Genomic DNA, 22,240 nt, shown 5'->3' with positions numbered 1-22,240 from the left:
CGCATACCCGGTCGACCCCGGAGAAAACCAGGGCCGCATATCGCTTCTGTCACAGCTCAGCAGACGCGCTGAGACGTGCCTGAAAGCAATGAGCATTTCTTGAAAGGTGAAGTACTCTCGCCACTAACCTATTGTCCGGCAACGGCATCCATCGGTGGACCTTCGCCGTGTCCATCGTTGCGCTGGGCCAGGCTGGTGGCGAGTGCCCGGTCGCCCTGGACGGTTCCGACGATGTCCACAGCGTCGTTGACGGTTAGAGTCTTGCCGCCGTTGCCGGCGATTACGTTGGTGTCCGGGGTGAGCAGATAGGTCCGCGTGTACCCGCTCGCGCTGCGCGCGGTGATCGAGTCCGCCGACACCGCGATCAAGACTCCCTCTTGACTGACCGGCTGCGGGGCCGGCGCGGGCGCCTCCTCGGCAATCATATGGCTTGGCCCCGTGGGCATTTCGCTGTCGATCCCGGTGACTGCGAGCATCGCGAAGCTCGCCGTACACAACAGCGAAACGGGAGCGGCGGCACCCAGTGATCGGTGTCGCTTGAGCGACCCGGTCATTCGCTGCTTGACGCCCATGATCAATCCCTCTTTCCGGGACAGCCCATCGACATATCGTGGTGCCAACCGGGTCAGATACGTTGAGGAACGACTTACCCGACCCGCCATGCGGGTAAACCCGGTGCCGGTGAACGATGGCCGCGGCACGTTCGGCCGCCTCGTCGTCATCCATCCCGGTCAGGCCGCAATTGTTCGCCTTTTCCGCGGTGTTGACGTTGCGCCGTTTTATCTGACGTATCGGCACAGGGGAAATGCCGGTATTCGCCTTTTTCGGGGGCTCGGCTCCCGTACCGAGCTGTCGGGGTGGCGTCAGCCGGCGGGAACACCCGGCACGCGGTAGCGACCAGCACAGTTGACCGGGACTTGTGACAATCCCGTGACACTCGCAAACTGGATGATGTGCGGGACCGCGAGACGATCGAGGCAGAATTGCGGCGGGTCGCTGCGCGGGGCGGCCAGCTGTCATCCCGAGAGGCCGACGCACTGCTCGACGAGCTCCTGGCCCACAGTTCGGGGATGCCGGTCGCCCACTCGGTGACGGCGTCCGAAAACGAGTTGTTCGTCCCCGACGCCTGGATGCGTGAGAAAACCAGGAAGACCACCCGTCGGCGGCCCCCGGGTGGGCTGCGACGCTTCGGCCTTGTCGCGGCGTTGCCGCTATCTCTGGTAGCCGTCGTCGCCGCGGTGGTGGTGATGCTGGCGCACCATCAGAGTCCCATGGCGCAGTCGGCCGAGACCCCGCCGTCGGCCGCGCCGCCTGAGGAGTCGGCCGCCCCGCCCAAGCCGATCGCGCCGAAGACGCCCGCGCCGCGGATTGATATCGCCGATGCCGCCTTCGTCGGTGCGTTGAAGCACGAAGGCGTGCCGGTTCCCAGTCAGGAATACGTGGTGGCAAAGGGACACGCGGTCTGCGATTTCCTGGCGCACCAACGCAATTTCGCCGACGCCGTCGGATTCGTGCAGCGATCGTCGATCTGGGATGCCAACCAAAGCGCCGACGTCACCGCGGGCGCCATCATCTCGTACTGCCCGCAGTCGCAACCTTCCGTGGCGGACGAGGTGCAGCCGGCCTATCAGAACACGCTGTCTGATCTGCAGGCCATCGAAGGAAAACTCCAAGGCATCCAGGACGACCTGCACGGCATCCAGGGCGGCCTCGACGCCCTCCCGGGCCACCCCTAAACCGCATCATTCAGCGCTGAGCCCCCTGTCAGGATTGAACTGACGACCGCTCGCTTACAAGGCGAGTGCTCTACCACTGAGCTAAGGAGGCCTGGTAAATCGGCTGCCAGCTTAGCCGTTCAGGAGTCGCCCTCGATGATCCGCTGCGAGGGCACCGGTCGGGTAACCGGGCGGCGCCCCGGTCGGCGTCCGGGCAGTGGGATGCGCTCGGCGATATTGCTGAGCGGGTTGACGACCATGGTGAGCGCGTTGACGGCGTCCTGCAAGGTGGCGATGGCCGGCTCCAGCGCCTCCATCCCCGGCGTCAACCGGGCCAGGGTGTCGGCGACGTCGGCAAGTTGGTCCAGTGGACCGTGTTTGGCGGTCAGCTTGTCGATCAGACCGCCCTCCGACAGCAGCCGGTCTGCCAGCCCGTCCTCGGACAGCACCCGTTCGATCAGCCCGTCTTCGGCCAGCAGTTGATCGGCCAGACCGCCCGGCTGCAGCGCCCGGTGTAGGCCGCCGCCCTCCGCGGTCAGGCGATCGACCAGACCGCCTTCCGACATCAACAGGTCGACCACGCCGCCCGGGCGCAGGAGCCGGTCGAGCGGCCCGTCGGCCGCCATCGCGCGTCCCAGCGGCGCGTCATCGTCCATCATTCTGGCCAGCCGATTGGCGCGGTTGATCGCGTCGTCGAGCCCCAACATCGACGTCACCGCGTTGGTGCGGGTTTGACCGCCCTCACCGAGCGATCGCTTCGCCACCGCGACGGCCGCGGTGGCGAGGTTCAGGCTCGCCTCGGCAGCCGCAAGTCCGACTCGGGCGGGCGCGGTCGCCGCGGAAACCATGCTCTTGGCGAGATCCATGGCCCGAGTCTATGCACGACGCGCCCCGAAAAAGTGGGTACCGGTCCAAGCTGATGCACTGATTCCTGGCAGACTACTAGCAGAAGCTTGTCACCGAGCTCTCAGGAATCACACAATCACTGCGAAGACAACGTTCAACCAAGGACGGAACCAACCAGATGACAGCGGCACCCCAGGGCGAAACCAAACCGGAAGCGCGCGTCCTCGTCGTTGACGACGAGGTCAATATCGTCGAACTGCTCTCGGTCAGTCTCAAGTTTCAGGGTTTCGAGGTTTCGACCGCGACCAACGGAGCCCAAGCGCTGGATCGCGCGCGTGAAGCGCGGCCCGACGCGGTGATCCTCGACGTGATGATGCCCGGAATGGACGGCTTCGGTGTGTTGCGCCGGCTGCGGGCCGACGGCATCGATGCCCCGGCGTTGTTCCTGACCGCGCGCGACTCCTTGCAGGACAAGATCGCCGGTCTGACGCTGGGCGGCGACGACTATGTGACCAAGCCGTTCAGTTTGGAGGAGGTTGTCGCGCGGCTGCGGGTCATCTTGCGGCGGGCCGGCAAGGGAGGTGCGGAAACCCACAACGCCCGACTGACTTTCGCCGACATCGAGCTCGACGAGGAAACGCACGAAGTCTGGAAGGCAGGCGAACCGGTGTCCTTGTCGCCGACCGAATTCACGCTGCTGCGCTACTTCGTCATCAATGCGGGAACGGTGCTGAGCAAGCCGAAAATCCTTGACCACGTTTGGCGTTACGACTTCGGCGGGGACGTCAATGTCGTCGAGTCCTATGTGTCGTATCTGCGCCGCAAGATCGATACTGGGGAGAAGCGGCTGCTGCACACCCTGCGCGGGGTGGGCTACGTTCTTCGGGAGCCGCGCTGAGTACGCGCTCGGCCATGCGGGGAAAGCAGCAATCGGTGGCGAAGAAGACAGAATCGACCACACAGGTCCGCCGGGGATTGCCCCTACGAGTGGGTCTGGTCGCGGCAACCCTGGTTTTGGTGGCGTGCGGCCTGGCGGCCTCGGGCATCATGGTCACCTCGATCCTGCGGCACAGTCTGGTCAGCCGGATCGACCAGACGCTGATCGAGGCGTCGCGCGGCTGGGCGCTGGCACCGCGGCGGCAATTGTCGGCGTCGTCCTACGAAGGCCCGGACCCTGGCCGGCCCCCGTCGAAGTACTACGTGCGCGGCGTCGGCACCGACGGCAAACCGTTCACGGCCATCAACGACCGCAACGCCGAACCGGCACTGCCGCCCGACAACGACGTGGGCCCCAATCCGACGACGCTGTCCTCGGTCAACGGCTCCGACATCCAGTGGCGAGCGGTGTCGGTGCACGGGCCCAACGGCCTGACGACGGTCGCGATCGATCTGTCCGACGTCCAGCACACGGTGCGCTCCCTGGTGTGGTTGCAGTTCGGCATCGGGGTCGCGGTGCTGGTGGTGGTCGGCATCGCCGGGTTCGCGGTGGTGCACCGCAGCCTGCGCCCGCTGCTCGAGGTCGAACAAACCGCCGCCGCGATCGCCGCGGGTCAACTGGATCGTCGGGTCCCGGAGCGGGATCCCCGCACCGAAGTGGGCCGACTTTCGTTGGCGCTCAACGGAATGCTCACCCAGATTCAGCAAGCGGTGGCTTCCTCGGAGTCCTCGGCCGAGACGGCCCGCGGCTCGGAGGACCGGATGCGACGGTTTATCACCGACGCCAGCCACGAACTGCGCACCCCGCTCACCACCATTCGCGGATTCGCGGAACTGTACCGGCAGGGCGCGGCGCGCGACGTGGCGATGTTGTTGTCGCGCATCGAAAGCGAAGCAAGCCGGATGGGTCTACTGGTCGACGACTTGCTGCTGTTGGCGCGCCTGGACGTGCAGCGCCCGCTGGAACACCATCGCGTCGACCTGCTCGCGCTGGCCAGTGATGCCGTGCACGACGCGCAGGCCATCGACCCGAAGCGCACGGTCACGATGGAAGTCCTCGACGGCCCCGGCACCCCGGAGGTACTGGGCGACGAGCCCCGGATCCGTCAGGTGCTGAGCAACCTCGTCGCTAATGCCTTACAGCACACCCCGACGAGTGCCGACGTGATCGTTCGGGTCGGCACCGACGGCGACGACGCGGTGATCGAGGTGGCCGACCGCGGGCCCGGCATGAGTCAGCAGGACGCGTCGCGGGTGTTCGAGCGGTTCTATCGCACCGACTCGTCTCGCGCGCGGGCCAGCGGCGGCACCGGCCTGGGGTTGTCCATCGTCGACTCGCTGGTCCACGCTCACGGTGGCAAGGTCACGGTGCGGACCGCGCCCGGCGAGGGGTGCTGCTTCCGTGTCACCCTGCCGCGCGTCAGCGATGTACCCGCCCAGGTGGGCTAAGCCAGTTGCTCCAGGGCCGCCTTGATCCGCGCCTGTGCTTGATCGAGCGATTCCGGCGACGGGTTGCGGTCGACGTTGGCGAAGCCGAAGTCGCTGAGGCTGCGGGTGGGGAACACGTGCACATGCAGATGCGGTACTTCCAGCCCCGCGATGATCAGCCCGGCACGTTCGGCCCGAAACGCCTTGCACACGGCCTTGCCGATCAGCTGGCTCACCGACATCACCCGCGCGAACGCGGGATTGTCGACGTCCTGCCACTGATCGATCTCGGCGCGCGGCACCACCAGCGTGTGCCCTTGGGTCATCGGCTCGATCGTCAGGAAGGCGACGACGTCGTCGTCCTCGTACACGAATCGGCCGGGTAGTTCGCGGTTGATGATCTTGGTGAAGATCGACGCCATGGCCCCAGCATAGGTTCTCCCGATCCGGCGCCCGCGCGTCAGTCCTCCTGGCCGAACTCCATCACATCGAGGTTCCAGTAGCCACGCATGTTGGTGATCAGGCCGGCTTCGTTGACCTTGTAGGTGAACACGCCGCGCACCTTGCTGGTCATGCCGCCCTCAAACTTGCTCTGCAGCACCAGAATATGGGCGATCTCGTTGGGATCACTCGATCCGAACGTCTCCTCGCAGGTGATGGTCAGCTGGTTCTGCGCGATGTTGTTGTCGAAGAACTCGCCGACGGCCGCCTTGCCGCGCACACCGGTGCCATCCGGGTTGGTGACGGACTTGCCGATCGGGTCCTCGATGACGACGTCGTCGGTCATCAACGCCAGCCAGCCGTCGCGGTCTTTGCCCTGCGCGCAGCGCCATGACGACTGCGACGCGGTCAGCGCCGGGGATTGAGCGGTTTGGGTCATCGTTATCTCTCCTGTCACTAGATCGCGCACGCGGCGCGTGCGCCCTCTTCGGTTGCCTTGCGAATGAGCCCCAGCCCGTTGCAATCGCCGGCGGCATGCACGTCGGCGCCGGGCAGCGCGGCCTTCACGCCGTCGAACAGCGTGGTGTCCGGTTCGACGGATCCGGCGATCACGACGCTGTCGGCCGGCAGTTCCCGAGTGGTCCCACCGACGGGCGTGAACGCCACGCCTTGGGTGGTGATGCGGTCGACGGCCGCGCGGATGTGCACGGTGACGCCGAGGCGGTCGAGCCGATCCATGTGCTCAGTCTTGCGCTTGTTGCCCACTTCCGGGGCGATGTCCTTACCGGGCTCGAGGATCGTCACCAGCCGGCCCCGGGCCGCCAGGAACTCGGCGAGTTCCAGCGCGACCAGATCGCCGCCGATGATGACGACGCGCCGGCCGACCGGCATCCAGGCGCGGGTGGCGAGCCGAACGGCGGCCGGGCGCACCAGCCGCTGCCGCCAGCCCGCCAGCAGCGAGGCGCCCAGCCGCTGCCAGGCCGGATCGGTGACGTCGGCGTGGCCGCCGAGTAACTCGCGCAAGCCCGGTCCGGTATGCACGTGCGGCAGATCAGCACCCGGAATCGTCGGCACCGCCACCTGACCCCCGGTGGCCACCACGACCGCGTCGGGCGCCTGTGCGACGACATCGTCAGCCGAGACAGCATGACCCAGATGCACTTTCGCGGTGCTGAGGTTGATCTCGTCGCGCAGGTACCGCAGGAACGGCTGGTTCTCGGGATGCAGTACGGACGCCCAGCGCAGCGCGCCGCCGAGTTGGCCGGCGCGTTCGAAAAGCGTGACGCGGTGTCCGCGTTCGGCGGCCACCCGGGCGGCCTCCAAGCCCGCCGGCCCGCCGCCGATCACCACGACACGCTTGGCGCGACCGGCCCGGGGCGCGGCGAGTTCGCGCTCCTTGCCGGTGCGGGGGTTGACCGCGCAGTCGACCGAGAAGCGCTGTTCCATTGCGTCGATACAGTTTTCGCAGGAGATGCACTTACGGACCCGATGCGGCTGTCCGGCTTGCAGTTTGCGCGTCAGCTCGGGGTCGGCAAGCAGTGGGCGTCCCATCGCGATGAAGTCCGCGCGTCCGTCGGACAGGATCCGTTCGGCCAGGGCGGGGTCGTGGATCCGGCCGACGGCGATCACCGGCACGTCCACCACCTGCTTGACGGCCGCGGCGGCACCGACGTTGAGCGCGTCGCCGTCGTCGGCGGCGTTGACCATGCCGGTGACGAGGCGATCGATAACCCCACCGCTGACGTGAAAGGCGTCGACGCCGGCGGCGACGAGTTCGGGTGCGATGCGGGCGGTTTCGTAGATCGGCCGTCCACCGGCGACCCGTTCGTACCCGGAGATACGCAGCGTGATCGGCAGCGCGTCGCCGACCTCGGACCGAATCGCGGCGAGTGCCTCCAGCACCACCCGCAGCCGGCCCCGGGTCGAATCGCCCCGATAGTCGTCGGTACGCCGATTGCGTTGTGGGGCAAGGAAAGAACCCAGCAGCATATATCCGTGTGCGGCGTGCAGCTCGATACCGTCGTAGCCCGCCTCGGCGGCCCGGCGCACCGCCGCCTTGAACAAATCGAAGATCTCGCAGAGTTGTCGCTTGCTGATCTCGCTGGACGGCCGGCCGGTGAGGTAGGACGGGATCACCGAAGGCCCCAACGATTCGACACCGAAGATCTCGGGCCCCAGCCCGTCGGGACCGGCGTGCACGAGCTGTGGCTGGATCTTGGCGCCGTGTTCGTGCACGACGTCCACCAGCGCCCGATGGGCGTCGACCGCCTCGTCGGTGCCCAGGTGCAGGCCGCCGGGAGTCTCCGGGTGATGGTGGTCAATCCCGGTGGCGCCCAACGTGATCAGCCCAACGCCACCGCGGGCTCGCGCGGCGAAGTAGTCGCGGGTGCGTTCGGACGGCAGCCCGTCGCCGGTGCCGTACATCGTCTCCATCGGAGACATCACGACCCGGTTGCGCACCGTCATGGCGCCGATTCGTCCCGGCGCCAAGAGGTGCGGAAAGCTGGTCACCCAGGACCGGTCGGGTTACCGGTCGGCGTCGGTGTACCGGATAACGCCGCGAATGTTCTTGCCGTCCAGCATGTCCTGGTAGCCCTCGTTGATCTGTTCCAGCCGGTACTGGGTGGTGACCATGTCGTCCAGGTTGAGCTTGCCGGCCTTGTACATCGACAGCAGCTGCGGGATGTCGTACTGCGGGTTACCGCCACCGAAGATGGTGCCCTGCAGGTTCTTCTGCATCAGGGTCAGCATCGCCAGGTTCAGGTTCACGTTGGTGTCCAGCAGGCTGCCGATGGCCGTCAGCACGCAGGTGCCGCCCTTTTGGGTGATGTTGAGGTAGTTGTCGACATCCGCGCCGTGCAGCTCGCCGACGGTGACCACGACCTTGTGGGCCATCAGGCCGTAGGTGACCTCGGCCATGCCCATCAGCGCGGCGTCGATGTCCGGGTAGACGTGGGTGGCACCGAACTTCAGGGCCTGGTCGCGCTTCCACTCCACCGGGTCGATCGCGAAGATGTAGCGCGCACCGGCGTTGACCGCGCCCTGCAGCGCGGCCATGCCGACACCGCCGACGCCGACGATCGCGACGTCCTGGCCCGGCCGGATGTCAGCGGTACGGACCGCCGAGCCGTAGCCGGTGGTGACGCCGCAGCCCACCAGCGCGGCCACCTCGAACGGTACCGACGGGTCGATCTTCACCACGGAGCTGCGGTGCACGACCATGTAGGGCGAGAACGTGCCCAGCAGCGTCATCGGGAAGACGTTCTGGCCGCGCGCCTGGATGCGGAACGTGCCGTCGGACACCGCGGCCCCGCCCAACAGGCCCGCGCCCAGGTCACACAGATTGCGCATGCCGGCCTGGCAGGTCGGACACTGCCCACACGACGGGATGAAAGACAGCACCACGTGGTCGCCGGGGGCGATGTCCTCCACACCGGGGCCGACCTCGGTGACGATGCCCGCGCCCTCGTGCCCACCGAGCACCGGGAAGCCAGCCATCGGGATGCCGCCGGTCACTAGATGGTGATCCGAATGGCACATCCCGGCCGCTTCCATCTGAATCTTGACCTCGTGCGCTTGCGGGTCGCCGATCTCGATGTCCTCGATGGTCCACGGCTGGTTGAATTCCCAGATCAGTGCGCCTTTTGTCTTCATGAAGGTCCTCCGCTAACGTGCCCTGACCCGAGTGCCGGTGAAAGGGGCCGGCCGGGGCCGGATGGCAATTTAGAACGTGTTCTCATTCGCAGACCATTATGACGTGCATCACCGGGCTGTAAACAGCGGGGGACCACCAACCGGTCGGCGCGGCGATCGCGAGCGCGGCGTAGCCGGGCGAGGCGGGTCGGCGCCATTGGTCTAGTCACCAGATCGGAACCGGAGCCTGGCCAAGCGGGTAGTAGCCCGGCAACTTCTCCCCGGCGATGCTGCGCTGGATGCGCTTCTGCATCCCGTCGCTCAGGTCGCCGGATTCGATGAGCTTGCCGAACATGTACGCGACGTGACCGAAGTCGAAGAAGTCACGCTGCCACTCGATGAGCGCTTCGTCGTTGAGCCGGAACCAGCTGCCGCCGATGCCGTAGATCGCGTCCTGGGTGCCGTCGGTCTTGTTGACGATCTGCTTCCAGAACCCGACGATCTCGCCCTGTTTGTCGTCGATGAGCACTTTCTGGTACTCGTAGACCCAGTTCTCCAGGCCCTCCATCTCCAGGCCGAGGGCGACATCGCGAATCTCGTCGACGCCCACGCACATCACGTCTTCCTTGGGGCCGATGTTCCAGCCGTAGGTGGCGTCCTTGGTGTAAAAGTCGGCCAGCGGCTTCCAGTCACCGGCCTTTTCGCAGTCCTTGTTGGCTTGCAGCCAGCGGTCGACCCATGCCTCGAGATCAGCACGCGAGTGTGACGCCTTGTTTGTCATGGGTCAGTCTTCCTTCTCTTTGATGAACAGTGCCTGGGTGGGACACATTTGGACGGCAAGCTCAACTTCGCCGCGGGCTTCTTCCGGCGGTTCCGGGTCGACGATCTCGACCTTTCCGCGCTTGGGGACCCGGAAGACGTCCGGTGCCTCCAGCTCGCACATGGCATGGCCCTGGCACAAGTCCAGGTCGGCCTCGACTCGAAAACTCATGAGCGGTCAGGCTTTCCGCTTGCGGTAGCGGGCCTTGGCGGGCCGGGCCAGCTGTACGACCATCTTGGAGTGGTCGTTGTGGTAGCTGTCGGCCGGCTGGGCCATCTCGAACTCGTACTCGCGCAACAGGACCGAGAAGATCGCCTTGATCTGCATCTGGGCGAATGCCGCACCGACGCACCGGTGCCGGCCGGCGCCGAACGGAATCCAGGTCCATCGATTGACGATGTCGGCCTGCTCGGGTTTGTTGTAGCGATCGGGCTTGAACGCGTCCGGATCGGGAAAGTCCTCCGGAATCCGGTTGCTGATCGCCGGGGAGGCCGCGACGTAGTCGCCGTCGTGGATCGGGAACCCTTCGACCTCGAATTCGCCCTTGGCGACCCGCATCAGGATGATCAGCGGCGGATGCAGGCGCAGGGTCTCCTTGACGACGTTGTCGAGCTTCGGAATCGACCGCAGCGCATGGAAACTCACCTCCTGGCCGTCGGCGTAGAGCTCGTCGAGCTCGGTGAGCACCTCGGCGTACGCCTCGGGATGACGGATCAACTCGATCAAGGTCCACGCGGAGGTGCCCGAGCTGGTGTGGTGGCCCGCGAACATCAGCGAGATGAACATCCCGGTGACCTCGTCGGCGGAGAAGCGCGGATTGCCCTCCTCGTCCTTGATCGAAACCAGCACGTCGAGCATGTCGCGGTCGCTCTTGTCCTTAGGCGGGTTCGCGATGCGCTGATCCATGATTTCCTGAACCAGCGCAACGAGTTTCACGCGAGCCTCATCGCGCAACTTGAAGCTCTCGATCGGCAGGTAGGGGTCGACGTAGCACAGCGGGTCGGTGCCGCGCTCCAACATGTGGTAGTACTCGGCGAACCGGTGGTCGAGCTGTTCGCGAAACTTCAGCCCGATCAGGCAGGCCGTCGAGGTGTAGATGGTCAGCTCGGCGAAGAAGTCGAGCAGCTCGATCTCGCCTTCGTCGCCCCAGTTGGCGATCATCTTCTTGACTTCGCCCTCGATCGTGGCGGCGTGGCCCTTCATCTGCTCGCCGCGCAGCGCGGAGTTGTGCAGCATCTCCTTGCGCCGCTCGGGGCTGGCGTCGAACACCACCCCCTTGCCGAAGATCGGCGTCATGAACGGGTAGGCCTCGGCCTGGTCGAGATCTTCGTCGGCGGACCGGAAGAAGAACTCGTTGGCACTCGCGCCGGACAACAGGATGACGTGCTTGTCGACCAGTTGGAACCAGCCGACGTCACCGCACTCCTCGCGCACGCGCTTCATCAAACCGATTGGGTCGGTGCGGAATTCCTCAAGATGGCCGTGCTCTTCTTCGCCGCCGGAAACCCGGGGCACGATAGCGGTGGTCATGACGGCATCCCCTCTTCGCCGAGTGCGAGTTTCTGGCGGTCCTTGTTGTCGGCCAACGGGGCCTCGGGTTGAAGCTCCATGCTTGCGATGAAGCCACCGCGCGGGGTCTCGGCGACGAAAGCGATTGCTCTGGCCAGATCCGACGCGCGCAGGAAATAGTCGTGTCGGGCCTGGCCCCACTTTGCCCAGTCCTCTAGAGCGGGCCCGATCTTCTCGGCCGGCAGGCTCCAGCCCATGTTGGTCTTCGTCGGGCCGGGGTGCACGATCGAGGCCCGCACGCCGGTGCCCTCGAGCTCCATCTGGAAGTTGGTGACCATCGCGACCAGTGCGGCCTTGGCGGCACCGTAGGCGCCCATGTGCGGCCGCTGACGCAGTGCCACATCGGAACCCACGAAGATCAGGTCGCCGCGCCGGCGCTCGAGCATGCCAGGCAGCACCGCGGCGGCCAGCCGGTTGGCACCGACCAGGTGGATCTGCAGCTGCGACTCGAACTCATCGGTGGTGATTTCGGCGAGCTTGCCGAAGTAGGTGTCGCCCGCGCCGGCCACCAGTATCTCGATGTCACCGAGCGCATCGACAGACTGTGCGACAAAGGATTTCACCGAGTTCGGGTCGGTGACGTCGAGGTGGAATCCGACCGCCTCGCCACCGTCGGCGTTGATCTTGCCGACGATGTCGTCGAGCTTCTCCACCCGGCGGGCGCCCAGGGCAACCGGGAATCCGTGCGCCGCGAGTTCGATCGCGGTGGCCTCTCCGATACCGGAGGAGGCGCCGGCCACGATCACCGGCCGGCGTTCGGGTAGGGGGTCGAAGCGAGGCATCAGCGGGTCTCCACGGTGATGGGTAGGTGAGCGAATCCGCGGACATTGCTGGAGTGGACGCGGACGGCGTTGGCCTCGTCGACTTGATATCCGCGGATTCGCTTGAACAACTCGGTGAGCGCCACGCGGGCTTCCATCCGGGCCAGGTGGGCTCCCAGGCAGAAGTGTGCGCCGCTACCGAAACTCATGAGCTTGGACCCGATCTCACGCCCGATCAGATAGTCGTCGGGGTTGTCGAACACCCGCTCGTCGCGATGGGCGGAACCGGGGAGCAGCAGAAGCACGTCCCCGTCGGGGATCGTGGTGTCGTAGAGGGTGAGCTCGCCGGCCACGGTGCGCGCGAGGATCTGGCTGGACGTGTCGTAGCGCAGTGTTTCCTCGACCCACGGCGTCACAAGTTCGTGGTCGTCGTAGACTGCCGCCAGTTGGTCGGGATTCTTGTGTCCCCAAAATGCGGCGTTGGCAAGCAATTTGGTGGTCGTCTCGTTTCCGGCGATCACCATCAGGAACATGAAGCCGAGCACTTCGTCGTCGGTGAGTCGGTCGCCGTCGATCTCGGCTTCCAGCAGTGCGGTGGTCAAATCGTCGGTGGGCTTGGTGCGCCGGTCTGCGACCATCTGCTGGTAGTAGACGATCAGATTGATCGACGCCTCGACGGCTTCCGGCGGCACGTCGGTGACGCCCTCGTCGCGGTGCATCACGCCGTCGGCCCAGGCCCGGACCTGAACGCGGTCCGCCTCGGGTACACCCATCAGCTCGGAGATCACATCCATCGGCAGCTTGCCCGCGAACTCGTCGACGAAATCCACAGTGGCGGTGCCGGATGCGGCCGCCTCCAGCATGGTGTCGAGGTGCTTGACCGCGATCTCGGTGACTCGCGGTTCGAGCTCGCGGATGCGGCGCGGTGTGAAGCCCTTCGACACCAGCGTGCGCAGCCGCAGGTGGGCCGGATCGTCCATCGCGAGGAAGCTCATCGTCTTGCTGGCGTGCGGGCCGCGCGAGGCCGGGTCCAGCGAGACGCCGAACTTGTTGGAAAGCGTTGTGCTGTTGCGGAATCCCTTCAGCACATCCTGATGCCGCGACAGCGCCCAGAAGTTCAGTTCCTCGTTGCGATACAGCGGAGCCTCGTCGCGCAGTCGCTTGTAGTACGGATACGGGTCTTCGTGGAAGTCGTAGTCGTAGGGATCGAGAACCAGCTCGTGGTCTCCAACATGGATGGTCATCTAAGTTCTTGTCTCCTGGCTCGTCTCCGGAGTGCCGGGCAGGATCAGACTGACCACGTAGGCCAACCGGTCGGCGATCTCGTGGTAGGTGAACTGGCCACTGGCGGCTTGTACCAGTGCGCCGAAGAACGTCATCTCGAGCGCGGACACCGTGCCGGTGTCGGCGCCGGGCCCGATGGCCGTTGCGATGCGGCGGTGGATCTCCGCACCGATCCGGTCACGTGCGGCACCCACCGCGGGATCGGCGCCACCGCCGAGCAGCGCGATCGTGCACGCCGCCCCGACCTCGGGCTCGTCGGCGACCACCAATGCCAGATGGCGCAACACCTTGTCCACCCGAACCGGCATGGGGTCGTTGACATCGGTGAAGAACGGGACCTGCTGCACCAGGTCCAGGTACACCTCGGCGATCAAGTGGTTTTTCGACGAGAAGTAGGTGTAGGCGGTGGCCGGGGCGACTTTGGCGCGGGCCGCGACGGCGCGCACCGTCAGGTCGGCGTACGACTTCTCGCGCAGGGTTTCGATGCCGGCGGCGAGCACCTTGCGGAAGGTCTCCTCCTGGCGGCGATTGCGCGCCGCCTGACCGGGTGGTTGCTCGGTCTGGGCCGTGACCGTAACCAGGGCATCGCTGGACACATGTCCAAGCTATCGGACGGATGGGACAGCAAGCAAGCCCGTCAGCTAAAATTGCAGTTTAATTAGCAGTTATGCCGCAAATTGCGGCCCGTTTCGAGATCGGCTCTTGCACCGCGGATGACCCGACGGCTATGGTTCCAGGGGATATTATCGGACAACTGTCCATTCGAATGGGCGGATCGATTCGCCCCTTGGATTTGCCACGCACAGACGGGAGCGAGAGATGGCCTTGTTGGCCGACGGCGTGAGTGAACTCTTCATCGACGGCAAGATGTCGGCGGGCGGTGCCGGTACCTTCCCGACGGTCAACCCGGCGACCGAAGAAGTGCTGGGAGTCGCGGCTGACGCCAATGCCGACGACATGAGCCGCGCGATCGAGGCCGCGCGTCGCGCTTTCGACGACACCGACTGGTCGCGCAATACCGAACTGCGGGTGCGGTGCGTACGCCAGCTGCGCGAGGCGATGCAGCAGCACCTCGAAGAATTGCGGGAGATGACCATCGCCGAAGTCGGCGCGCCGCGGATGTTGACCGGCATCGCTCAGCTCGAGGTCCCGGTCAACGATCTGGCGTTCGCGGCCGATACCGCCGAATCCTACGAATACAACCAGGATCTCGGCGAGGCCAAGCCGATGGGGATTCCTACCCGGCGCACTATCGCCCGTGAGGCCGTCGGTGTGGTCGGTGCCATCACGCCGTGGAACTTCCCCCACCAGATCAACCTGGCCAAGATCGGGCCGGCGCTGGCGGCCGGAAACACCGTCGTCCTCAAACCCGCCCCCGATACCCCGTGGTGTGCCGCCGTGTTGGGCGAACTCATCGCCGAGCACACCGACTTCCCGGCCGGTGTGATCAACATCGTCACCTCCAGCGACCACAGCGTCGGTGCGATGTTGTCCAAAGACCCTCGGGTGGACATGGTTTCGTTCACCGGGTCGACGGCCACCGGCCGCGCCGTGATGGCCGACGGCGCCGCGACCATCAAGAGGGTCTTCCTCGAGCTGGGTGGCAAGTCGGCGTTCATCGTTCTCGACGACGCCGACCTGGCCGGTGCGGTGGGCGTGGCGGGCTTCTCGGTGTGCATGCATGCCGGGCAGGGATGCGCGATCACCACTCGCCTGGTGGTGCCGCGGGCCCGCTACGACGAGGCCGTCTCCATCGCGGCCGCGACGATGGGCGGCATCAAGGCCGGTGACCCCACTGACCCCGGAACCATTTGCGGCCCAGTCATTTCCGCGCGCCAGCGGGACCGGATCGAGGGCTACCTCGACTCGGCGGTCGCCGAGGGCGGGACGTTTGCCTGCGGGGGAGGCCGGCCGGCCGACCGCGAGGTCGGTTTCTTCATCGAGCCCACCGTGATCGCGGGTCTGGGTAACGACGCCCGCGTGGCGCAAGAGGAGATCTTCGGTCCGGTGCTGACCGTGATCCCGCACGACGGCGACGACGACGCGATCCGCATTGCCAACGATTCGGCTTACGGCTTGTCGGGCACGGTGTTCGGCACCGATCCCGAGCGGGCGGCGCGCGCGGCCGCGCGGGTGCGCGCCGGAACCATCAATGTCAATGGCGGCGTGTGGTATTCGGCCGATGCGCCGTTCGGCGGGTACAAGCAATCCGGCAACGGCCGCGAGATGGGGCTGGCCGGGTTCGAGGAGTACCTGGAGACCAAGACCATCGCGACAGCGGTTTGACCAGAGGAGCGAAGCATGAGATTCGAGAACAAGGTCGCCATCGTCACCGGATCGGGCGGTGGCATCGGCGAGGCCTACGCCGAGGCGCTGGCCCGCGAGGGCGCGGCGGTTGTCGTGGCCGACATCAATGCCGAGGCGGCCGACGGGGTGGCCAAGCAGATCTGCGCCGACGGCGGTACCGCCCTGAGCATCCCGGTAGACGTCTCCGATCCGGAGTCGGCCAAGGCGATGGCCGACCGCACGCTGGCCGAGTTCGGCGGCATCGACTACCTGGTCAACAACGCGGCGATCTTCGGGGGCATGAAGCTGGACTTCCTGCTAACCATCGATCCCGAGTACTACAAGAAGTTCATGAGCGTCAACCTCGACGGCGCGCTGTGGTGCACCCGCGCGGTCTACAAGAAGATGTCCAAGCGCGGCGGCGGGGCTATCGTCAACCAGTCCTCCACCGCGGCCTGGCTGTACTCGAACTACTACGGTCTGGCCAAGGTGGGTATCAACGGGCTGACCCAGCAACTCTCGCGAGAGCTGGGCGGCCGCAACATCCGGATCAACGCGATCGCGCCCGGGCCCATCGACACCGAGGCCAATCGGACCACCACGCCCAAGGAGATGGTCGACGACATCGTCAAGGGACTTCCTTTGTCGCGCATGGGAACTCCCGAGGATCTGGTCGGTATGTGCCTGTTCCTGCTGTCGGACGAGGCCAAGTGGATCACCGGGCAGATCTTCAACGTCGACGGCGGACAGATAATACGGTCATGAGCGACGATTTGCGCCTGGGCTATATCGGGCTGGGCAATATGGGCGCCCCGATGGCCACGAAGATGACCGAATGGCCGGGCGGGGTGACTGTTTACGACATCCGGGCCGAGGCGATGACACCGCTGGCCGAAAAGGGTGCCGGCATCGCCGACAGCGTCGCCGATATCGCCGCGGCCGACATCATCCACGTCACCGTGCTCAACGACGCCCAGGTGCGCGAGGTGGTAGCGGAGTTGGCCGCCCACGCCAAGCCCGGCACCGTCATTGCGATCCACTCGACGATCAGCGACACCACCGCTGTCGAGCTGGCGGCCGAACTCAAGCCGCGCGACATCCATGTCGTCGACGCGCCCGTCAGTGGTGGCGCCGCCGCGGCGGCCAAGGGTGAGCTCGCGACGATGGTGGGCGCCGAGCGTGCGGTGTACGAGCGGATCAAGCCGGCATTCAAGCACTGGGCGTCGGTGGTCATCCATGCCGGTGAGCCGGGTGCGGGCACCCGAATGAAGCTGGCGCGCAACATGTTGACGTTCACCTCGTACGTCGCGGCATGTGAGGCCATGAAGCTCGCCGAGGCGGCGGGCCTGGACCTGCAGGCGCTCGGCCGGGTCGTTCGCCATACCGACGCGCTCACCGGCGGTCCGGGGGCGATCATGGTCCGTGAGGACATGAAAGACCTTGAGCCGGACAACTTCCTGTACGGGCCCTTCCTGCACACGCGCGGGCTCGGCGAAAAGGACCTGAGCCTGGCGCTCGAATTGGGCGAGGCGGTATCGGTTGACTTGCCGCTTGCTCAGCTGGCATACGAACGGCTGGCCGCCGGCCTTGGGGTACCCCACACACAGAAAGAGTCGTAATGGACGAGCTGCGCCGCAAGGGCCTCGAAAAAATGAACGAGGTCTACGGCTGGGAGATGCCCAACATCGAGGGCGACCCGTACTTCGACCTGACCGTCGACCACCTCTTCGGCAGCATCTGGACACGGCCGGGATTGTCGATGCGCGACAAGCGGCTGATGACGCTGACGGCGGTGACCGCGATCGGGAATCGCGATCTGGCCGAAATCCAGATCAACGCGGCACTTCTCAACGGCGAGCTCAGTGAGACGGAGCTGAAGGAGATGGCGGTCTTTTTGACCCACTATCTCGGGTTCCCGTTGGGTTCGGCCCTCAACGGCGCGGTCGATGCCGTCGTGGCCAAGCGTAAGAAGGGGGCCGGCGAAGACAAGAAGGCCAACGTCGAGGGTGCGCTGAAGATGCATTCGGGAAAGAACGACTAAGCCCGCCGAGCAGACACGACTTGCCTCTCAGTACGGCTGGCCGCCTTCGGGCATCACGTATTCCGAGGTCGGTCCGTAGACACCGTTGACGGTTGTGCCGCCGTTGATCATTCCCGGAACCATGTCCAACATGTTTTGGGGGAAGCCAACACTCGGTTTGGTCAGCTTGTCGAGCCGGTCCAATTCCTCGGCGGACAGGTTCACGTCGACGGCGCGGACGTTGTCGTCGAGCTGTGCGAGCGTGCGTGCCCCGATGATGATCGACGAGACGGCGGTCTGGGCGTGCACCCACGCCAGCGCCACGGCGGCTACGTTCGTATCGTGTGCTTTGGCGATGATCTCGAGTTCGTCGATGACCGCGTAGGTCGGCTCGGTGAGTGAGCTGGCCACCAGCGCGCCACGATCGGCGTTGTGCTGACCGGTATTTCGCCGGGTGTACTTGCCGCTGAGCACACCGCTTTTCAGCGGCGACCACGGGGTGATACCGAGGCCGAATTCGCTGGCCATCGGAACCAGCTCTCGTTCGACGGTGCGTTCCAGTAACGAGTACTCGATCTGCAGGCCGATGAACGCCGACCAGCCGCGGAAGCGGGCGATCAGATTGGCCTCGACGATCTTCCATGCCGGGGTATCCGACACCCCGATGTAGCGAACCTTTCCGGCCGCAACGAGGTGGTCGAGTGCCGCCATCGTCTCCTCGATCGGGGTGTTCTTGTCCCACATGTGCAGCCAGTACAGGTCGATGTAGTCGGTCTGTAGCCGTCGCAGCGAATTTTCGCAGGCGTTGATCAGCGATTTGCGGCCCGCGCCACCGCCATTGGGATCGCCGGGATACAAGTTCCCGCTGAACTTGGTCGCGATCACCAGACGATCGCGCCGTGCCGCGTGCCGCCCGACGTGGTCGCCGATGATCTTCTCCGAGTGGCTTCGGGTATAGAAGTTGGCGGTGTCGATGAAGTTGCCGCCGAGTTGGGTGTAGCGATCGATGATCTGTTGAGACTCTTCCACGCTGGTGCCCCAGCCGAGATCTTCACCGAACGTCATCGCGCCCAGACACACGGGGCTGACGCGCAGGCCGGACCGTCCGAGTGTCACGTATTGATCCAGAGGCATGATGGCCGCTTCCTGGTAGATTGTTCGGATATGAGGTTGTTCGCTTCTATACTAGTTTACTACTGAACGATCTGGTCGATGTCTGCGGATGGCGCGGCCAAGATCTGGTCACTGAACTATCGGGTGCTGCTCTCGGTCATCTCGAGTGCCGAGGCCGACATCTGCGCGCTGGGGCTTGAGTCCAAGGAGCTGTTCCTGCTCGCCGAGATCGACGAGCACCCCTACCCGGCCGAGTTGGCCGCGGCACTGAGCATGCCCAAGGCGACGGTGACGCTATATCTGAAGCGGCTCGAGGCCGCCGGATTCGTGCGCCGCGAGATCGACCCGGCCGATCTGCGGCGCCATCGGCTGCTGCTGACCTCGGCCGGTCGCCAAGCCGGCGCCAAGGGCCTGGCGCTGCTGTCCGACGAGTTCGACAAGCGCCTCGGCCGACTCACCGCGGCCCAGCAATCCGACCTGAAAAACCTGCTCGAGAAGATCCTGTAACGCCGTGCCGCTAGTCTGACCTGTCGTGCGCGTTCTGGTGATCGGCTCCGGTGCCCGTGAACATGCCCTGCTGCTGGCTCTCAGTAGAGATCCGCAGGTCACGGGGTTAATCATCGCTCCCGGCAACGCCGGCACGGCCCGGTTGGCCGAGCAGCACGACGTCGACATCAGCTCCGGTGCGGACGTGGTCGCGCTGGCCCGCGAGGTCCGGGCCGACCTTGTCGTCATCGGCCCCGAGGTCCCGTTGGTGCTCGGCGTGGCCGACGCCGTCCGCGCCGCCGGCATCGTCTGCTTCGGGCCCGGCAAGGACGCGGCCCGCATCGAGGGGTCGAAGGCCTTCGCCAAGGAGGTGATGGCGGCCGCCGGGGTGCGGACCGCTTCCAGCGAACTCGTGGACAATCCGGCGCATTTGGATGCGGCCCTGGACCGGTTCGGGCCGCCAGTCGGTGAGCCGGCGTGGGTGGTCAAGGACGACGCCCTGGCGGCCGGCAAAGGCGTGGTGGTGACACCGGATCGCGATGCCGCCCGCGCCCATGGCGCCGGCCTGCTGGAGTCCGGTCATCCCGTGTTGCTGGAGTCCTTCCTCGACGGTCCCGAGGTGTCGCTGTTCTGTGTGGTCGACGGCGAGACGGTGGTGCCGCTGCTGCCGGCGCAGGATTTCAAGCGGGTGGGTGACGGCGACGCCGGCCCGAACACCGGCGGGATGGGCGCCTACGCGCCGTTGCCCTGGCTGCCCGACGACGTGTACCGCGAAATCGTCAGCGAGATCGTCGAACCCGTTGCCGCCGAGATGGTTCGGTGCGGTAGCCCGTTCTGCGGATTGCTCTATGTCGGTCTGGCGATTACCGCAAAGGGGCCGGCGGTGGTCGAATTCAATTGCCGCTTCGGCGATCCCGAGACTCAGGCGGTGCTGGCCCTGCTGGACTCACCGCTCGGACAGCTGCTACACGCCGCCAGCACCGGCGCGCTGGCCGGGTTTGGCGAGTTGCGCTGGAAAGCCGGCGCGGCCGTGACCGTGGTCCTGGCCGCCGAGAACTATCCCGGACGCCCGCGGGTCGGCGATGTCATCGGCGGATCCGAAGCCGACGGAGTGTTACATGCCGGGACGGCGCGCAGAGACGACGGTGCGATCGTCTCGTCGGGTGGGCGGGTGCTGTCGGTGGTGGGCACCGGCGCCGACCTGAGCGATGCGCGCGCGGACGCGTATCGGATTCTCGACTCAATTCGGCTTCCGGGCAGCCACTTTCGCACCGATATCGGATTGCTGGCGCAAGAGGGCAAAATCCACGTCTAGAACGCCGCTGCTTGCCCGTCGCGGCGCGGGTCGCTCGCCGCGACGTACCCGTCGTCGAGACGCCAGATCGCCTGGCAGCTGCCGAATGCGTTGTAGTCGTCGATCATGAGCAGGTCGTGCCCGCGCCGACGCAACTCGTCTAGCGTCGACGCCGGAAAACCCGGCTCGCAGCTGACCTGCATGCCCTGCACCCAGCGAAACCGGGGCCCGTCGCAGGCCGTTTGCGGATTCTGGCCATAGTCGGCGATGCGGACCAACACCTGCACGTGGCCCTGGGGCTGCATCGGACCGCCCATCACCCCGAAGCTCATCACGGGCGCGCCGTTCTTGGTCACAAAGCCCGGGATGATCGTCTGGTAGGGCCGCTTGTTCGGCCCGACTTGATTCGGATGTCCTGGATTCGCAACGAAACCCGCTCCACGGTTTTGCAGTGAGATGCCCGTGCCCGGCACCACCACCCCGGACCCGAACCCCAGGTAGTTCGACTGGATCATCGACACCATCATCCCCGTGGCATCGGCGGCGGTGAGGTAGACGGTGCCCCCGGTCGGGGTGCCCGCCGATGCGGGCCTGGCCCGGTTGCGGTCGATCAGCGCGGCGCGCTGCTTGAGGTACTCGGTGTCCAGTAGGTCCTCGGGGCGTACCGGCATATGGTCGATGTCGGAGACGTAGGCGTCCGCGTCCGCGAACGCCAGCTTGAGCGCCTCGATCTGCAGGTGCACGCTGTCGGCGGAATCGACTGGCAGCGAGGACATGTCGAACTGCGCAAGGATTCCCAGCGCGATCAACGCGACGATGCCCTGGCCATTGGGTGGTATCTCGTGAACGGTGTAGCCGCGGTAGTCTCCGCTGATCGTGCCCACCCAGTCGGCTCGATGGGCGGCGAGGTCGCCGACCCGCAGTGCGCCGCCGTTCCCCGTCGCGTGCGCTTCGAGTCGGGCCGCCAGTTCCCCGCCGTAGAACGACTTGCCGTTGGTCGCGGCGATCTTTTCCAGGGTGGTCGCTTGTTCGGGAAACCGGAAGCGCTCACCGGGTTTCGGCGCCCGCCCGCCGGGCAGAAACGCCTCGGCGAAGCCCGGCTGCGATTCGAACATCGGGACTTGGGCCGCCCACTGCTGCGCAATCGTCGGCGAGACCGGAAAGCCGTTGCGGCCGTAGGAGATCGCCGGCTCGAAGAGGCGCTCGAACGGGAGTTTGCCGAACTTGGCGTGCAACTGGACCCATGCGGACACCGCTCCCGGCACGGTCACCGAATTCCAGCCCGCCACGGGAACACCGTTGCCGCCGAAGTACTCCGGCGTCCACGCCGCCGGCGAACGGCCAGAGGCGTTCAGCCCGTGCAACTGCTTGCCGTCCCAGACGATCGCGAACGCATCCGAGCCGATGCCGTTGGACACCGGCTCCACCACGGTCAGCGTGATGGCGGTGGCGACGGCCGCATCGGCGGCGCTGCCGCCCTCGGCGAGCATCCGAAGACCCGCTTGCGCGGCAAGCGGTTGCGATGTGCTCACGACGTTCGATCCCAGGACGGGCTTTCGTGGCCAGGCGTATGGGAAGTTCCAGTTGAACGGCGCGCTCACCCACGCG

22 protein-coding genes, 1 tRNA gene and 1 pseudogene are annotated in these 22,240 nt (G+C 65.9%); 9 read left to right on the top strand and 15 right to left on the bottom strand.

Translation table 11 applies throughout. The features are described 5' to 3' along the window. Window positions 1-128: 128 nt before the first annotated feature. Complete coding sequence (locus BN973_RS26510) at window positions 129-572, bottom strand: hypothetical protein (RefSeq protein ID WP_084163555.1); 444 nt, start codon at window positions 570-572, stop codon at window positions 129-131. A gap of 381 nt (window positions 573-953) precedes the next feature. Here BN973_RS26510 and BN973_RS26505 point away from each other — a divergent pair, with 381 nt between their 5' ends. Continuing rightward, a complete protein-coding gene (locus tag BN973_RS26505; RefSeq protein ID WP_036471683.1) occupies window positions 954-1,736 on the top strand; it encodes a DUF732 domain-containing protein in 783 nt (260 codons plus the stop codon). Window positions 1,737-1,755: 19 nt separating this feature from the next. Here the strand turns inward: BN973_RS26505 and BN973_RS26500 are convergent. Together BN973_RS26500 and BN973_RS26495 are read right to left on the bottom strand one after the other, a co-directional pair. Continuing rightward, window positions 1,756-1,827 (bottom strand) — tRNA-Thr (locus BN973_RS26500). A 28-nt stretch (window positions 1,828-1,855) separates the two neighbouring features. Further along, window positions 1,856-2,581 carry a hypothetical protein gene (locus BN973_RS26495; protein WP_036471681.1) on the bottom strand — a complete coding sequence of 242 codons (726 nt, stop codon included), beginning with the start codon at window positions 2,579-2,581 and terminating at the stop codon, window positions 1,856-1,858. A gap of 158 nt (window positions 2,582-2,739) precedes the next feature. On the opposite strand from BN973_RS26495, the gene BN973_RS26490 reads away from it, so the two are divergent. Both BN973_RS26490 and BN973_RS26485 read left to right on the top strand, forming a co-directional pair. Next, entirely contained in the window at window positions 2,740-3,459 is a 720-nt protein-coding gene (locus BN973_RS26490; RefSeq protein WP_036471679.1) for a response regulator transcription factor, read from the top strand. Between the two features lie 14 nt (window positions 3,460-3,473). Continuing rightward, window positions 3,474-4,971, top strand: a pseudogene (locus BN973_RS26485) (sensor histidine kinase). Here the strand turns inward: BN973_RS26485 and BN973_RS31835 are convergent. The 10 genes from BN973_RS31835 to BN973_RS26435 all read right to left on the bottom strand — a co-directional run bounded on the left by BN973_RS31835 (window position 4,943) and on the right by BN973_RS26435 (window position 14,029). Beyond that, window positions 4,943-5,347: an HIT family protein gene (locus BN973_RS31835; RefSeq protein ID WP_036471677.1), complete on the bottom strand. Its 405-nt coding sequence runs from the start codon at window positions 5,345-5,347 to the stop codon at window positions 4,943-4,945. The pseudogene BN973_RS26485 and the gene BN973_RS31835 sit on opposite strands and share 29 nt — an antisense overlap. A 38-nt stretch (window positions 5,348-5,385) precedes the next feature. Then, window positions 5,386-5,805, bottom strand: coding sequence for a ketosteroid isomerase family protein (locus tag BN973_RS26475; RefSeq protein WP_036471676.1), 420 nt, complete (start codon window positions 5,803-5,805; stop codon window positions 5,386-5,388). A gap of 17 nt (window positions 5,806-5,822) precedes the next feature. Beyond that, a complete protein-coding gene (locus tag BN973_RS26470) occupies window positions 5,823-7,877 on the bottom strand; it encodes an FAD-dependent oxidoreductase (RefSeq protein WP_036471675.1) in 2,055 nt (684 codons plus the stop codon). A 15-nt stretch (window positions 7,878-7,892) separates the two neighbouring features. Next, complete coding sequence (locus tag BN973_RS26465) at window positions 7,893-9,020, bottom strand: NDMA-dependent alcohol dehydrogenase (RefSeq protein ID WP_036471674.1); 1,128 nt, start codon at window positions 9,018-9,020, stop codon at window positions 7,893-7,895. 205 nt (window positions 9,021-9,225) lie between these two features. Next, on the bottom strand, window positions 9,226-9,780 hold the full coding sequence (locus tag BN973_RS26460) for a nuclear transport factor 2-like protein (RefSeq protein WP_036471673.1): 555 nt from the start codon (window positions 9,778-9,780) through the stop codon (window positions 9,226-9,228). A gap of 3 nt (window positions 9,781-9,783) precedes the next feature. Beyond that, window positions 9,784-9,990: a ferredoxin gene (locus tag BN973_RS26455; protein ID WP_036471671.1), complete on the bottom strand. Its 207-nt coding sequence runs from the start codon at window positions 9,988-9,990 to the stop codon at window positions 9,784-9,786. Window positions 9,991-9,996: 6 nt separating this feature from the next. Continuing rightward, the gene (locus tag BN973_RS26450) at window positions 9,997-11,349 is read right to left on the bottom strand and encodes a cytochrome P450 (RefSeq protein ID WP_036471670.1); all 1,353 of its coding nucleotides are present in this window, start codon (window positions 11,347-11,349) and stop codon (window positions 9,997-9,999) included. Beyond that, the gene (locus tag BN973_RS26445; protein WP_036471669.1) at window positions 11,346-12,170 is read right to left on the bottom strand and encodes an SDR family oxidoreductase; all 825 of its coding nucleotides are present in this window, start codon (window positions 12,168-12,170) and stop codon (window positions 11,346-11,348) included. Before BN973_RS26445 ends, BN973_RS26450 begins: the two co-directional genes overlap by 4 nt. Continuing rightward, window positions 12,170-13,393 (bottom strand): cytochrome P450, encoded by a 1,224-nt coding sequence (locus BN973_RS26440; RefSeq protein WP_036471668.1) that lies wholly within the window; start codon window positions 13,391-13,393, stop codon window positions 12,170-12,172. Before BN973_RS26440 ends, BN973_RS26445 begins: the two co-directional genes overlap by 1 nt. Continuing rightward, a complete protein-coding gene (locus BN973_RS26435) occupies window positions 13,394-14,029 on the bottom strand; it encodes a TetR/AcrR family transcriptional regulator (RefSeq protein ID WP_036471667.1) in 636 nt (211 codons plus the stop codon). A 223-nt stretch (window positions 14,030-14,252) separates the two neighbouring features. Here BN973_RS26435 and BN973_RS26430 point away from each other — a divergent pair, with 223 nt between their 5' ends. Genes BN973_RS26430 through BN973_RS26415 form a run of 4 tightly spaced genes read left to right on the top strand, consistent with a single transcriptional unit; the run spans window position 14,253 to window position 17,760 of the window. Then, window positions 14,253-15,719, top strand: coding sequence for an aldehyde dehydrogenase (locus BN973_RS26430; protein WP_036471666.1), 1,467 nt, complete (start codon window positions 14,253-14,255; stop codon window positions 15,717-15,719). Window positions 15,720-15,734: 15 nt separating this feature from the next. Beyond that, window positions 15,735-16,484, top strand: coding sequence for an SDR family oxidoreductase (locus BN973_RS26425; protein WP_036471664.1), 750 nt, complete (start codon window positions 15,735-15,737; stop codon window positions 16,482-16,484). Beyond that, on the top strand, window positions 16,481-17,338 hold the full coding sequence (locus BN973_RS26420) for an NAD(P)-dependent oxidoreductase (protein ID WP_036471663.1): 858 nt from the start codon (window positions 16,481-16,483) through the stop codon (window positions 17,336-17,338). Before BN973_RS26425 ends, BN973_RS26420 begins: the two co-directional genes overlap by 4 nt. Beyond that, window positions 17,338-17,760, top strand: coding sequence for a carboxymuconolactone decarboxylase family protein (locus BN973_RS26415; RefSeq protein WP_036471662.1), 423 nt, complete (start codon window positions 17,338-17,340; stop codon window positions 17,758-17,760). Before BN973_RS26420 ends, BN973_RS26415 begins: the two co-directional genes overlap by 1 nt. A gap of 27 nt (window positions 17,761-17,787) precedes the next feature. Here the strand turns inward: BN973_RS26415 and BN973_RS26410 are convergent, their stop codons facing one another. Then, window positions 17,788-18,873, bottom strand: coding sequence for an aldo/keto reductase (locus BN973_RS26410; protein ID WP_036471661.1), 1,086 nt, complete (start codon window positions 18,871-18,873; stop codon window positions 17,788-17,790). Between the two features lie 78 nt (window positions 18,874-18,951). Between BN973_RS26410 and BN973_RS26405 the strand changes: the two genes are divergently transcribed. Both BN973_RS26405 and purD read left to right on the top strand, forming a co-directional pair. Further along, on the top strand, window positions 18,952-19,359 hold the full coding sequence (locus BN973_RS26405; protein WP_036471660.1) for a MarR family winged helix-turn-helix transcriptional regulator: 408 nt from the start codon (window positions 18,952-18,954) through the stop codon (window positions 19,357-19,359). Between the two features lie 25 nt (window positions 19,360-19,384). Then, complete coding sequence (gene purD / locus BN973_RS26400; RefSeq protein ID WP_036471659.1) at window positions 19,385-20,653, top strand: phosphoribosylamine--glycine ligase; 1,269 nt, start codon at window positions 19,385-19,387, stop codon at window positions 20,651-20,653. Here purD and BN973_RS26395 read toward each other — a convergent pair. Beyond that, on the bottom strand, window positions 20,650-22,233 hold the full coding sequence (locus BN973_RS26395; protein WP_036471658.1) for a gamma-glutamyltransferase family protein: 1,584 nt from the start codon (window positions 22,231-22,233) through the stop codon (window positions 20,650-20,652). The genes purD and BN973_RS26395 overlap by 4 nt on opposite strands. Window positions 22,234-22,240: the final 7 nt, after the last annotated feature.

Source organism: Mycobacterium triplex (assembly GCF_000689255.1).
Classification (GTDB): Bacteria; Actinomycetota; Actinomycetes; order Mycobacteriales; family Mycobacteriaceae; genus Mycobacterium; species Mycobacterium triplex.
This window is presented reverse-complemented; position numbering and strand designations above follow the sequence as displayed.